This window comes from Kitasatospora sp. NPDC049258, from assembly GCF_040678895.1.
In the GTDB taxonomy this organism is placed as follows: domain Bacteria; phylum Actinomycetota; class Actinomycetes; order Streptomycetales; family Streptomycetaceae; genus Kitasatospora.
In genome coordinates this window covers 1-12,825 of the sequence record NZ_JBFAQT010000043.1, presented here as the reverse complement: position 1 = coordinate 12,825, position 12,825 = coordinate 1, and the positions used below count along the sequence as shown (strand labels likewise).

11 protein-coding genes are annotated in these 12,825 nt (G+C 73.6%); 2 read left to right on the top strand and 9 right to left on the bottom strand.

Annotated features, from left to right (window positions below):
• Positions 1–56: 56 nt before the first annotated feature.
• Positions 57–1,982, bottom strand: a complete 1,926-nt coding sequence (locus AB0K43_RS26635; RefSeq protein WP_363644032.1) for a chitinase — start codon at positions 1,980–1,982, stop codon at positions 57–59.
• Between the two features lie 418 nt (positions 1,983–2,400).
• Between AB0K43_RS26635 and AB0K43_RS26630 the strand changes: the two genes are divergently transcribed.
• Positions 2,401–3,081: a septal ring lytic transglycosylase RlpA family protein gene (locus tag AB0K43_RS26630; RefSeq protein ID WP_363644030.1), complete on the top strand. Its 681-nt coding sequence runs from the start codon at positions 2,401–2,403 to the stop codon at positions 3,079–3,081.
• A gap of 24 nt (positions 3,082–3,105) precedes the next feature.
• On the opposite strand, the gene AB0K43_RS26625 is transcribed toward AB0K43_RS26630, so the two are convergent.
• From AB0K43_RS26625 to AB0K43_RS26590, 8 genes are all read right to left on the bottom strand, one after another.
• On the bottom strand, positions 3,106–3,552 hold the full coding sequence (locus AB0K43_RS26625; protein WP_363644028.1) for a DUF2871 domain-containing protein: 447 nt from the start codon (positions 3,550–3,552) through the stop codon (positions 3,106–3,108).
• A 120-nt stretch (positions 3,553–3,672) separates the two neighbouring features.
• On the bottom strand, positions 3,673–4,656 hold the full coding sequence (locus AB0K43_RS26620) for an aldo/keto reductase (RefSeq protein WP_363644026.1): 984 nt from the start codon (positions 4,654–4,656) through the stop codon (positions 3,673–3,675).
• Positions 4,657–4,695: 39 nt separating this feature from the next.
• Complete coding sequence (locus AB0K43_RS26615; protein WP_363644024.1) at positions 4,696–6,147, bottom strand: glycoside hydrolase family 3 protein; 1,452 nt, start codon at positions 6,145–6,147, stop codon at positions 4,696–4,698.
• Positions 6,144–7,172, bottom strand: a complete 1,029-nt coding sequence (locus AB0K43_RS26610; protein WP_363644022.1) for a BadF/BadG/BcrA/BcrD ATPase family protein — start codon at positions 7,170–7,172, stop codon at positions 6,144–6,146. The genes AB0K43_RS26615 and AB0K43_RS26610 overlap by 4 nt, the downstream gene beginning before the upstream one ends.
• Entirely contained in the window at positions 7,169–8,428 is a 1,260-nt protein-coding gene (locus AB0K43_RS26605; protein ID WP_363644020.1) for a 6-phospho-beta-glucosidase, read from the bottom strand. Before AB0K43_RS26605 ends, AB0K43_RS26610 begins: the two co-directional genes overlap by 4 nt.
• Positions 8,425–9,321 (bottom strand): carbohydrate ABC transporter permease, encoded by an 897-nt coding sequence (locus tag AB0K43_RS26600; protein WP_363644018.1) that lies wholly within the window; start codon positions 9,319–9,321, stop codon positions 8,425–8,427. Before AB0K43_RS26600 ends, AB0K43_RS26605 begins: the two co-directional genes overlap by 4 nt.
• Positions 9,318–10,247 (bottom strand): sugar ABC transporter permease, encoded by a 930-nt coding sequence (locus AB0K43_RS26595; RefSeq protein WP_363644016.1) that lies wholly within the window; start codon positions 10,245–10,247, stop codon positions 9,318–9,320. The genes AB0K43_RS26600 and AB0K43_RS26595 overlap by 4 nt, the downstream gene beginning before the upstream one ends.
• Before the next feature lies 1 nt (position 10,248).
• The gene (locus AB0K43_RS26590) at positions 10,249–11,586 is read right to left on the bottom strand and encodes an ABC transporter substrate-binding protein (RefSeq protein WP_363644014.1); all 1,338 of its coding nucleotides are present in this window, start codon (positions 11,584–11,586) and stop codon (positions 10,249–10,251) included.
• Positions 11,587–11,839: 253 nt separating this feature from the next.
• On the opposite strand from AB0K43_RS26590, the gene AB0K43_RS26585 reads away from it, so the two are divergent.
• On the top strand, positions 11,840–12,670 hold the full coding sequence (locus AB0K43_RS26585) for a GntR family transcriptional regulator (RefSeq protein WP_363644012.1): 831 nt from the start codon (positions 11,840–11,842) through the stop codon (positions 12,668–12,670).
• Positions 12,671–12,825: the final 155 nt, after the last annotated feature.

The following is a 12,825-nucleotide window of genomic DNA, read 5'->3' as shown; positions in this document are numbered from 1 at the left end:
GGGCGGTCGGCGGGACCCTCCGCCGGCCGCCCCCGGTGTTCCGGGCCCGGTCCTGGCTACTCGGCCGGCCGGGAGTTGCGCCGGCGGCGGGCGCCGACCAAGCCGAAGCCGCCACCGAGCAGCAGCAGCGCACCCGCTCCCGCGACGACCACACTGGTGGCGTCACCGCCGCCGGTCGAGGCCAGCTGGCCGTCACCGCCCTTGTCCTGCGGCTGGGTGGCCGGGGGCTTGGGCTTGGCGGCGGGCGGGGTGCTGGAGTCCGCCGGAGTGGGGGTCGGGGTGGGCGTCGGGGTCGGCGTCGGGGTCGGGGTCGCCGTGCGGCAGGTGGAGCCCGGTGCGGTGCACTCCTCGGGCTTGGTGGCCGTGGGGGTGGGGGTGGGGGTGGCACTCCTGGTCGCCGTCGCCACCGCGGAGGCAGGGGCGGAGACCGGCGCCGAGGGGACGGTGGTCGGGCTCGCGCAGGTGCTCCGGCTGGGTGCGGGGCTCCTGGAGGCGGACGCAGATCCGGACGCTGAGGCAGAGGCAGACGCGGATGCCGAAGCGGACCCGGACGTGGACGCCGAAGCGGACCCGGAGGCGGACCCGGAGGCCGACGGGCTCCTGGAGACGGCCGGCTCGGCCGGGGCGGTGGAGGCGCTCCTCCCCATCCGCGTTTCCTCGTCGTCGTCCTCGTCGTCCCCGTCGTCGTCGCTGTCGTCGCGGGGCACCGCGGGCTGGTCGCTGACCTGGGCGGCGCTGCGCCGGGCCTGCCGCTGCTCGTCCTCGTCCCCGTCGTCCTCGCCGTCGTCCGCAGGCTTGGCGGTGGTCGGGTCGGCGGACGGCTGCGGGCTCTTCGAGTGCGTCCGGGTCGCCGACGGCGAGGCCGACCCCGACCCGCTCTTCGACGGGGCCGCGGTCGCCGACGGGGTGGCACTCGCCGAGGCGGTGGCGGACGGGGTCGCTCCCGGGGCCGCGCAGGCGCCGTCACCCGGGACCGAGTCCACGTGGTAGCCGGCCACCACCTTGGTGAACTCGTAGTCGCCCTGGGCGATCCCGCTGCACTCGGACTCCGCGTAGGCACCGGCGCAGGCCCGGTCCCGGTTGACCGCCCAGAAGGTGAACCGCGCCAGGTGGTGCGTGGCCGCGAAGTCGCGCATCGCCGTGAGGTCGGCCACCGACACCTGCTCGCCCGTCTGGTCGGTGCGCCCGATCATCGAGGAGAGGCCCGAGTGCCGCCAGGCCTTGTCCGCGTCGTAGCCGTACGCGGTCGCCACCGCCTTCTGCAGCCCCGTGACCGCGGAGGCGGTGGCCTCGGCCATGGTGCCGGTGTGGCTGTCGAAGTCGAACGGCATGACGGTCCAGCCGTCCACCTCAAGGCCGGCCTTGGCGGCCTTGCCGATCAGGTCGAGGCCCTCGGCCTCGGGAGCGTCGGGATTGGCGGCGAAGGTGACGTAGACCAGCAGACCCTGGTTCCGGCCCTTGACGATCTTGAGCGCGTCGACCACCTTCTGGCGGATCTCGGCGTCCTTGTACTCGACGTCCTCGATGTCGATGTCGATCGCCTTGAGGTGGTACGCGTCGATCACCTTCTGGTAGGCGTCGGCGAGTTCGGCCGCCGTGCCGCACTTCTCGCCGAGCTTGGCGCCGTCCCAACCGCCGAACGAGGCCAGCACGTCCCCGCCGGCGGCCCGGATCGCCTTGATCTTCGCCTCGTCGTCACCGCCGGTCAACGGCCGGGAGCCGTCCCACAGCGGGTCGCAGCCGCCGTCCTTGCCCGCCAGCACGAAGGAGAGGGTGAACTGCTTGACGCCGGTGGCGTTCATCACCGCGACCGGGTCCTGCGCCTTGCCCCAACCCAGGTACTCGTAGACGGCGTTGAGGCCGATCGGGTCGCTGGTCGCGGCCGGCGCGTAGCTCTGCGCGACCACGAAGACGCCTCCGGCGGCGAGAGCCGTGGCCGCTGCCGCGATCCGGCGCCGTTGGCTGAACCGGTGTCTGGTCATGAGGATTCTCCTGAGAGGGGACATGGGCGGACGCGCCGGCGGGCGGCGCGGACACACTCGGGGGGCGCCCTCCCACAAGGGCGCCCCCCGAGCGCTGTTCCGACTCCCGCCGGGACGCACGGGGCGGACCCGGGCCGCAGGGCCGCCGCCCTCGACGGCAACCCGCCCACGGGCGGCCGCAGGTCCGTCCGCGTTGTCCGGAGGAGCCCTCGACCGGAGGAACGGCCCGTGCACCGCTCCGGGTTCAGCCGATGCCACGTCAGCCCCGCGGCCCGGGTCGGCACCCGGTGTGAACCGGTGGGCGCCGCCGGGCCGTTCCTCCGCACGGGCGGCACGGGACCATCGGACGACGGACCACCGCCCGGACTGCTACGGAGGGGTGGGCATGGGACGCAGGCGACTCCCGAGGAACCGCTGGTTGGCCGTACTGGTGGCAACCGCCCTCGGCGGTACGGGGGTTGCCGTGCTGCTGCCCTCCGCCGAGGCGGCGCTGCCCGCACCGCAGAACTGCACCGCGTCCTGGTACGGCGCGCGGGACGAGGGCGCGGAGGGGGCGGCCACAGCCTCCGGGGCGCCGTTCCACGCGGCCGAGATGACCGCGGCCAGCCGCACCCTGCCGTTCGGCACGGTCGTCAAGGTCACCGACCGGCGCTCCACCCGCTCGGTCGCCGTGCGGATCACCGACCGGGGGCCGTTCACCGACCCCGGCCACCGGTGCCTCGACCTGTCCGCCGGAGCCTTCGCCGCGCTCGGCGCGAACCTGTGTTCCGGCCTGGTCGACGTCCGGGTGGAACCGGTGGCCGCCGGCACCCCGCTGACCGCCCGGCGCGCGGACTTCCGGCCGATCTCGATGGCCGACTGCGCCCCGGGCAGCGGCGACCCCGAGCCGGGCCTCGGGACCGCACCGCCGCCGGCCCCCGCACCCACCACCGAGGCGCCGCGGCCCGACCCGGCCGCGACCCATGACGCCCGGTGGTGGCAGCAGGAGTGGCAGCGCCAGGTCCAGGAGATGGTCGCCACCCAGCAGCGGATGATCGACGAGCAGCGCCGCCTGATCGAGGCCCAGCAGCGCCTCGTCGCCGACCGGCAGGGCTCCTGACCGAAGGCCGGGTGGCGCCGGGGCTCAGACCTCGGTGCGGCCGGGCTCCGGCACGACGGGAGCACCGGCGTCGTCCTTGAGGCGCTTGCCGAGCAGGACGAAGAGCAGGATCAGGCCCACGGTGAGCACGATGTGCCCGAGGCCCGCGATCATCGAGACGGCCTCCGGGACGGTGTGGCCGAGGACGGTGAGGGTGCCGCGGTAGGTCATGGCGAGGACGGTGATCGCGATGCCCGCGTTGTAGCACCAGTAGAAGTACGTGAACTGCTTGGCCCCGGACAGCCCGAACTGCTTGTCGAGGGCGAGGACGATCAGGAAGCCCAGCATCCCGAGGGCGAGCAGGTGGGTGTGCACCACCGCCAACTGGGTGTCGCCCTCGAAGTGGTTGAGCTTGGTGAGCTCCCGGTAGTAGAGGCCCGATATCAGGCCGAGGATCATGTAGACATGTGCCGCGTAGTACGACTTCCGCACGTTGCGCCTGCTTTCCCCGTGATCAAGTGCCTTGCTGGCGGGGAACATTGAACCACCACGGCTCGCCCGCCGCGCGACCACCTGCACCGGGCGGCGGGCGGGCCGGTCACCGGCCACCGGTCACCAGGCGTAGCACTCCGGGGCCTCGCGGTGCGGCGGGAAGATCTCGTCCAGCCGGGCCAGGGTGGCCTCGTCGAGGGTGACCTCGAGGGCTTCCAGCCCGGCCGCCAGCTGCTCCATGGTGCGCGGGCCGACGATCGGGGCGGTCACGGCGGGCCGGTGCAGCAGCCAGGCCAGGGCGACCCGGGCGGGCGGCAGGCCGAGCTCCTCGCAGAGGGCCTCGTAGGCGGCGATCGGCTCGCGGAACCGCTCGGCCTTGCCGCGCAGGGCCTCGTCGGCCCGGCGGCCGCCCTCGGCGGTGCGGCGCAGGATGCCGCCGAGCAGGCCGCCGCTGAGCGGCGAGTAGGGCAGCAGGCCGAGGCCGTGGTGGCGGGCGGCGGGGATGAGCTCGCTCTCCACCGCCCGCTCCAGCAGGTTGTAGACCGACTGCTCGCTGACCAGGCCGAGCAGGTCGCGCCTGGCCGCGGCCGCCTGGGCGGTGGCGATGTGCCAGCCGGCGAAGTTGCTGGAGCCGACGTAGAGGATCTTGCCCTGGGCGATCAGCACCTCCATCGCCTGCCAGATCTCGTCCCACGGCGTCGCCCGGTCGATGTGGTGCATCTGGTAGAGGTCGATGTGGTCCGTCCGCAGCCGCCGCAGGCTGGCCTCGACCGCGCGCCGGATGTGCAGGGCGGACAGCCGGCCGCTGTTGGGCCAGCCCTCGCCGAGCTCGGGCATGGTGCCGTAGCCCTTGGTGGCGAGGACGGTGCGCTCGCGGCGGCCGCCGCCCTGGGCGAACCAGTTGCCCAGGATCTCCTCGGTGAGCCCCTTGGTGACCGTCCAGCCGTAGACGTCCGCGGTGTCGATCAGGTTGATGCCGGCCTCGTGAGCGGCGTCGAGGATCCGGTGGGCGTCCGGCTCGGTGGTCTGGCCGCCGAAGTTCATGGTGCCCAGGCACAGGCGGGAGACGGACAGGCCGGTACGGCCGAGGTGGGTGTACTCCATCGTGGGTCTTCTCCGGATCGAGGGGGTGTGGCGGGGGGGTCAGTGGTCCAGCGGCCGGCCGAGCAGCAGCTCGGTCGCCGCGAGCGCGGCGGCCCGGGAGGCGCCGTGAGTGGCCAGGTAGGCCGCCGCGGCGGGCGGGCGGTGGTGCGGCAGGCCCATCTCGACCAGGACGGTGTCCGGCCTGGCCGCCAGCAGGGCCTCGACGGCGGCCCGGGTCGCCGGGTGGCGGTGCAGGTCGCGGACCACCGCCAGCACCGTCCGGCCGGCGGGCAGCGGCGGCAGCGGCGCGGCCGGATCGCTCACCCGGACCACCCGGGCCTGCGGCAGCTGCCGGGCCAGCACCTCGCCCAGGCCCCAGGCGGTCGCACCGATGGCGGGGGTGGGCTCGTGCTGGAACTCCAGCACCACGGGGGCCTCGCCGAGCACCGGGAGGTCGCGGGCCAGCAGCGCCCGCCGGGCGGCCACGAGCCCCACCTCGTCCTGATCATCCGTCAGACAACGCTCGGGGCGGGCCCGTTCGGCGAGTCCGGCGATCCGGCCGGCCGCCTCGGCCAGCCGCTCGGCAGGCAGCTCACCGGCGGTCACCGCGCCGGCCAGCTCCTCGCGGAGCATCCGGGCCCGGGCCTCGCCCCGGTGGGTGCCGACGCACAGGCCGTCCGCGCCGGCGGCGATCGCCCGGACCGCGGTGCCCGCGATGCCGTAGCGGTCGTGCACGGCGTCCATCTCCAGCGAATCCGTGATCACCGCGCCCTGAAAACCGAGCCGGCCGCGCAGCACGTCGGTGAGCAGGGTCCGGCTGACCGTGGCCGGGACCCGGTCGTAGGCGGGCAGCAGGATGTGGGCGGTCATCACGGCCGCCACCCCGGCCGCGACGGCGGCCCGGAACGGCGGGAAGGCGGTCGCCTCGAACTCCGCGCGGCCCTCGGTGACCACCGGCAGGTCGTGGTGCGAGTCGACGGTGGTGGAACCGTGGCCCGGGAAGTGCTTGGCGCAGCCGGCCACCCCGGTGGACTGCAGGCCGGTGACGAAGGCCGCGCTGTGCGCGGCCACCCGCTCGGGGTCGCTGCCGAAGGAGCGGGTGCCGATCACCGGGTTGCCGGACTCGGTGTTGACGTCGACCACCGGGGCGAGGTCCAGGTTGACGCCGAGTTCGGCGAGCCGGGTGCCGATGGCCCGCGCGGTGCGCCGGGTCAGGTCGAGGTCGTCGGCGTGGCCGAGGGCGAGGTTGCCGGGCCAGGGGCTGCCCTCGTCCAGGAAGAGCCGGGTGACGTCGCCGCCCTCCTCGTCCAGGCCGATCAGCAGGTCCGGGTTCTCCGCGCGCAGGGCCGCGGTGAGTTCGGCGAGCTGCTCGGGGCCGGCCATGTTGCCGTGGTACAGCACCACGCCGCGGACGCCGTCCGCGATCCGGCGCAGCAGCCACTGCGGGGCGCACGGGCCGTCGAAGCCGGGCAGGATGCAGGCGTCGGCCCAGCGGTGCAGTTCGGCGCTCATCGCAGGGCCTCCGGCGGGAGGTCCTGCGGTCCGGTGGCGAACTGCTTGACCACCAGGTCGCGGGCGTAGCGGTGGTCCTCGCCGGTACGGTCCGCGCGGTGCAGCTCGCCGAGCGCGTGCAGGGCCGCCCCGGCGACCGGTGGCAGGGTGACGGTGCGCAGGACGGCGTGCGGTGCGGCCGCGAAGCGTTCCGCGACCCGGCCGGCCAGGTACGGGTGGCGGGCGGCCAGGATGCCGCCGCCGAGGACGACGTCCACCGGCCGGTCGAGCAGGTCGAGCCGGCGCAGCGCGGCGAGGCCCATCGCGGCGATCTCGTCGGCCTGCCGGTCGAGGATGCTCCGGGCCGCCCGGTCGCCCAGGGTGGCGGCCTCGAACAGCGGGCGGGTGAGCCCGTTGGGCGCGTCGGGCGGCAGGGTGCCCAGGTGCAGGGCCTCGGTGACCTCGGCGGCGCCGGCCAGGCCGAAGTGCGCGGCGACCGCGCCGGACAGGGTGGTGGCCGGGCCCCGGCCGTCCTCGGCCCGCACGGCGTGCCAGAGCACCGCGCGGCCGAGGTCGGCGCCGCCGCCCCAGTCGCCGGAGATCGCGCCGAGTGCGGGGAAGCGGGCCACGGTGCCGTCCGGGGCGACACCGACGCAGTTGATGCCGGTGCCGCAGACCACGGCCACGCCCCAGCCTTCGGCGGCGCCGGCGTGCAGCAGCGCGAAGGTGTCGTTGCCGGCGTGGCTGTGCCGGGCCCAGCCGCGCTCGGCCAGCGCGGACGTCAACTGCCGTTCCTCCTCGGGCAGATCGGCCCCGGCCAGGAAGGCGGAGAGTCGCTCGACCGGGCGCCCGTCGGGCAGGTGGCGGTGCAGCAGGGTGGCGATCAGGGCGCCGAGTTCGTCCAGGGCCGGGCCGAGTCCGGTGACCTGGGGACGGAACGGGCCGCCGCGCACGCCGCCGAGCAGCAGGCCCTCGGCGGTGCCCAGGTAGGCGTCGGTCTTGCTGTTGCCGCCGTCGACGGCCAGGAACAGCGCCTCCCCGGTCATCCGCGGCTCCACGGCAGGTGTGCCGCGTCGGCCGCGACCAGCTGTTCGGCCAGCTTGCGGGCCTGCTCGTACTGGCCGATCAGCGGGTGGGCGAGCAGCGCGTTCTCGACCAGCTCCACACCGCCCTCCAGTGCCGCCCGCAGGGCCAGCTCCTCGTAGGCCGAGACGTGCGCGACCAAGCCGGCGTAGAGCGGCTCCAGCGGGGCGACCGGCAGCGGCTCGGCGCCCCGCGCGCCGATCCGGGCGGGCACCTCGATCACGGCGTCCGGCGGGAGGAACGGGAGGGTGGTGCCGTTGCGCACGTTGGCGACCTGGATCTCGCCGGTGTCCCGGAGCAGCCCGCCGACCAGGGCGACCGCGGCCTCGGAGTAGAACGCGCCGCCGCGCTCCCCGAGCAGCGTGGGCTTGGCGTCCAGGGCCGGGTCGGCGTACAGCTCCAGCAGTTGCTGCTCCAGCGCGGCGACCTCCTGCGCCCGGGAGGGCCGGGCCCGCTGGTCGGCGACCACGGCGTCGTGGCCGTAGTAGTAGCGCAGGTAGTAGGAGGGGATGACGCCGAGCCGGTGCAGCAGCTCCGGCGGGAGCAGGCAGCGGGCGGCCATCGAGTCGGCGTGCTCGGCGAGCAGCCTGGGCAGCACGTCCACGCCGTCGACCCGGACGCCGCGCTCCCAGGTGAGGTGGTTGAGGCCGACGTGGTCCAGTTCGACCTTCTCCGGGTCGACGCCGAGCCACTCGCCGAAGGTGTGCTGGAAGCCCTTGGCGACGTTGCACAGGCCGACCGCCTTGTGGCCGGCGTCGAGCAGCGCGCGGGTGACGATGCCGACCGGGTTGGTGAAGTCGACGATCCAGGCGTCCGGGCTCGCCCGGCGGACCCGCTCGGCGATCTCCAGCACCACCGGGACGGTGCGCAGCGCCTTGGCCAGGCCGCCGGCGCCGGTGGTCTCCTGGCCGACGCAGCCGCACTCCAGCGGAAAGGTCTCGTCCGAGTGCCGGGCGGCCTGGCCGCCGATCCGCAGCTGGAGCAGGACGGCCGAGGCGCCGTCGAGGGCGCCGTCCAGGTCGGTGGTCCAGCTGACCTTGCCGGGGTGGCCCTGCCGGGCGAGGATCCGGGCGGAGAGCGGGCCGACCAGGTCGAGGCGGCCGGGCTCCGGATCGACCAGGACCAGTTCGTCCAGCGGCAGCTGGTCGCGCAACCTGGCGAAGCCGTCCGCGAGTTCGGGGGTGTAGGTCGAGCCTCCACCGACGACGACGATCTTCAACCCTTGACTCCTGTCATGGTGACGCCTTCGATGAAGGCCTTCTGGGCGAGGAAGAACACGATGATCACGGGGACCATGGCGATCAGGGTGGCGGCCATGGTGAGGTTCCACTCGACCGCCTGCGAGCTGCGGAAGCCCGCCAGGCCGACGGCCAGGGTCCAGCTGTCCGGGTTCTCCCCGGTGTAGATCAGCGGCCCGTAGTAGTCGTTCCAGGCGGAGAAGAACTGGAACAGCGCGACGGCCGCGACGGCCGGCTTGATCATCGGCAGCACCACCCGGGTGAGCACCCGCAGTTCGCCGCAGCCGTCGATCCGGGCGGCGTCCAGGTACTCCTGCGGGACGGTGAGCAGGAACTGCCGGAGCAGGAAGATCGAGAAGGCGTCGCCGAACAGCGCCGGGACGACCAGCGGCCAGACCGTTCCGGTGAGGTGGAGCTGCGCCCAGACCAGGTACATCGGGATGACCAGCACCTGCGGCGGCAGCATCATCATGGTCAGCACGCCGAGGAAGGCGGTGCTACGGCCGCGGAAGCGGAACCGGGCCAGCGCGTAGGCCACCGGGACGCTGCTGAGCAGCATGGCGAGGGTCGCGCCGACGGCGTAGACCAGGGTGTTGCCGAGCCAGGTGAGGATCGGCGCCCGGCGGAAGACCTCGGCGTAGTTGGACCACTGCCAGTGCTCGGGCCAGAAGTTCGAGGTCATCGACTGCTGGTCGGTCATCAGCGAGGTGAGCAGGATGAACACCAGCGGCCCGGTGAACAGCAGGACCAGGGTGATCGCCACGGTGTGCTCGGCGATCCAGATCAGCACCCGGCGCCGGCGGGCCCGGTCGCGGGCGGCCCGGTGGGCGTCGGCGGCCGCCCGGCGGGCGGGGAGCGTGAGGGCGGACGTCATGAGGCCTCCTGCGGGGTGAAGGCGGACGAGCGGCGCAGGAGCACCACGGTGAACGCCATGGTGACCAGGAACAGCAGCACCGCCAGCGCGCAGGCGTAGCCCATGTGGAACTGGCCGAAGCCGGTGGTGTAGAGCCACTGCGAGTACGTCAGGGTGCTGCCGCCCGGGTAGCCGACCGCCACTCCGCTGCGGCTGTTGCCGGCCACCTGGGAGGCGACCATCGCCTGGGTGAAGTACTGGAGCGCGGCGATGACCCCGGTGACGGCCGAGAACAGCAGCACGGGCGCGATGGTCGGCAGGGTGATGTGCCGGAACCGCTGCCAGGGCCCGGCGCCGTCCAGCGCGGCGGCCTCGTACAGCTCGGCCGGCACGTCCAGCAGTGCGGCCAGGAAGATCACCATGCTGGAGCCGCTGCCCCACAGGGCGAGCAGGGTGAGCGCGGGCTTGGACCAGCTCTCGGAGTCGAACCAGAGCGGCCCGGGCAGGCCCAGGCTGCGCAGCAGTTCGTCGACCGGGCCGGTGCCGGGGTTGAAGAGGAAGACGAAGGCCACCGTGGCGGCCACCGGCGGGGCGAGCGCGGGCAGGTAGAACAGGGTGCGGAACAGGCCCGCCCCCGCCTTCAGCCGGGCCGTCAGCATGGCCACCCCGAGGGCGAAGAGCAGTTGGGCCGGCACCATGACCGCCACCAGCCAGCCGGTGTTGCGCACCGACTGCCAGACGTGCGGGTCCTGGGTGAACAGGTACCGGTAGTTGCGCAGGCCCACCCAGGCGGCGGGGGAGATCATGTTGGAGTTGGTGAAGGACAGGTAGACCGTGGTGACCAGCGGGTACAGCAGGAAGACGGCGACGCCGATCAGCCACGGCGACAGGAAGGCGAGCCGGGCGAGCCGGCGCCGGAGCGCCGGCCGCGAGGTGGTCCTGGTCATCTCACTGCCCGAGCGTCAGGGCGGCGTCGTTCTGCCGGTCGACCTCGCGCAGCGCCGCGGCGAGGTCGCCGACCTGCCCGTCCTGCCACTTCTCGGCGAACGGCTCGAAGTTGGTCACGTACCCGCCGCCGTCCGGCGAGGCCGGGGTGGTGCTGGTGTGCGGGTTCTTGAACACGTCCAGGAACGGCTGGAACCTCGGGTCCTTGGCGAGGGTGAGCTCGGGCGAGGCCAGCGCGGGCAGGGTGGTGGGCACGTTGCCGACCTCGTTGGCGAGGGTGACCAGGGCCTGGGTGTCGGTGGTGAGGAACTTCAGCAGCTTCCAGGCGGCGCCGGCGTGCCTGGTGCCCTTCGGGATGCCCATCACGTTGCCGCCGACGTAGCCGGCGCCGTACAGCTCCGGTTTGCCGTCGGCGGCCGGCATCGGTGCGGTGCCGTAGTCGAGGTCCGCCCCGTCGCCCTTGATGAAGGCGGTCCGCCACTCGCCGTCCACCATCATGGCGAGGCTGCCGGTCTCGAAGGCGTTCTGCGCGGACTGCTCGGCGGCCATGCCCGACTTGAAGGTCTTGAGCTTCTCCGCGCCGAACCAGTCGACCAGGCTCTTCTGCCAGGTCAGCGCGGCGGCGAAGGCCGGATCGGCGGCGGTGTTGGACTTGCCGTCGGCGGTCAGCCACTGGCCGCCCCAGCTGGGCACCAGGTGCTCGGTGAGCATCTCGTAGCCGCCGAAGTACGGCATGAAGCCGGCCGTCCTGATCGAGCCGTCCGGGTTGAACCTGGTCAGCTTCTTGGCGTCCTCGGCCAGCTCGGTCATGGTCTTCGGGGGTCCGGCGATGCCGGCCTCGGCGAAGAGCTTCTTGTTGTAGTACAGGCCGAAGGTGTCGGCCAGCCAGGGCAGGGTGCAGCGCTTGCCCTGGTAGGCGGTGTAGCTCTGGACGGCCGGCGGGATCTGCGCCAGGTCGACCCGGTCGGCGGCGATGTTCGGCGCCAGGTCGAGGAAGGCGCCGGAGGAGCACCACCCGCCGACGTTGCCGGCGTTGAAGGAGGCCGCGACGTCCGGTCCGGTGCCGCCGCGGATCGCCTGGTTGATCTTGTCGTCGGTCTGGCCCTTCACCGTCTCGACGGTGATGTAGGGGTACTTCTGGTGGAACAGCGCCAGCGCCTTGTCCACCGCGGCGGTCTCCCGCTCGGAGGTGAACGCGTGCCAGAAGGTGATGGTGACCGGCGCGGTGTCGTCCGCGCCGGTGTCGGCGCTCGGCGCCGTTCCGGCGGTGCCGCAGCCGGCCGTCAGCAGCGAGACCGCGAGTGCCGCGGTGGTGACGGCGGAGCCGACGCTTCTTCTCACAGCAGTACCTCATTCGCACGGGGGGGTGGTTCCAGGGACCCGCGGCGCGGTGGGGGGCGCGGGCAGGGAGAATCGAAAGACGCTCCGCCGGGAGGGGTCCGAAGCCCGGCCGCACAGCGGAGACGAGAGAATTTTTACCAGTGCAGCGATCGACGCGCCATAGTTTGACCAATGGTAAATTCAGCGAGATCATGAAGGACGATCGGAACGCGGCCCCGGATCGGCTCCGGCGGCCGGTGAGGAGCAGCGAGAAGTGACCGACGAGGCGGCCGAACGGGAGCTCTCCCGGTCATCGGCGAAGCGCAACCGCATCCGCGACCACCTGCTCGACCTGGTCGAGGCACTGGCCAACGGCGACGCCATCCCGTCCGAGCGCCGGCTCTGCACCGATCTCGACGTGTCGCGGCCGACGCTGCGCGCCGTGGTGGACGACCTGGTCCGCGACGGTCTGCTGGTACGACGTCAGGGGCAAGGGGTGTTCGTGGCACAGCCCAAGATCGCGCAGACGCTGACGCCCGGCGACGGGCCGGTGCCCCGCACGGCGGGTGTCGCGGGCGCCTGGACCAGCCGTACCGTCGACTTCGCCAGGATCAGCGCGGGCGCCCGGGTCGGCCGGCGACTGCGGCTGGCACCCGCCTCGCCGGTGCTGCGGATCACCCGGCTGCGGCTGGTCGACGGCCAGCCGATGTCGGTGGAGACGCTGTACGTCCCGGAGTCGGCGGTGCCCGGCCTGACCGCCCGGGACCTGGAGGAGAACTCCTTCTACGACCTGCTGGAGCGCCGCTACGGCATCGGGGTCGCCGAGGCGGTGCAGACCATCGAGCCGACCGTCACCGACGAGCGGGAGGCCGAACTCCTCGATGTGCCGGCGCACTTCCCCGCCCTGCTGTTCGAGCGGGTCACCGAGGACGAGCAGGGCATGGTGGTCGAGTTCACCCGCTCGGTGTACCGCGGCGACCGCTACCGGATCGTCTCCCGGCTCTCGCTGGCCCGGGGCGGCGGGCAGGGTCGGGTGCTGTCCGGCCGCTGGGCGACCGCCGGGCCGGGACCGGACGCGCTGCCGGCCGACCCGTTCCTGGCCTGACCCGCACCACGCGGCGGCAGGGGCCGGGAGACGGTGTCTCCCGGCCCCTGCGCGGTCAGCCGGTCAGCTCGCGGTCCAGAGCTGGTTGGCCTGGCCGGTGCACGGCCACAGCTCCAGCTTGGTGCCGTTGGGCGCGGCGACCGCGCCGCCGATCA

Excerpts from the sequence above, each read along its gene's own strand:
- AB0K43_RS26635 (WP_363644032.1), bottom strand. The coding sequence starts at position 1,982 with ATGACCAGACACCGGTTCAGCCAACGGCGCCGGATCGCGGCAGCGGCC.
- AB0K43_RS26620 (WP_363644026.1), bottom strand. The coding sequence starts at position 4,656 with ATGGAGTACACCCACCTCGGCCGTACCGGCCTGTCCGTCTCCCGCCTG.
- AB0K43_RS26615 (WP_363644024.1), bottom strand. The coding sequence starts at position 6,147 with ATGAGCGCCGAACTGCACCGCTGGGCCGACGCCTGCATCCTGCCCGGC.
- AB0K43_RS26595 (WP_363644016.1), bottom strand. The coding sequence starts at position 10,247 with ATGACCAGGACCACCTCGCGGCCGGCGCTCCGGCGCCGGCTCGCCCGG.
- AB0K43_RS26610 (WP_363644022.1), bottom strand. The coding sequence starts at position 7,172 with ATGACCGGGGAGGCGCTGTTCCTGGCCGTCGACGGCGGCAACAGCAAG.
- AB0K43_RS26600 (WP_363644018.1), bottom strand. The coding sequence starts at position 9,321 with ATGACGTCCGCCCTCACGCTCCCCGCCCGCCGGGCGGCCGCCGACGCC.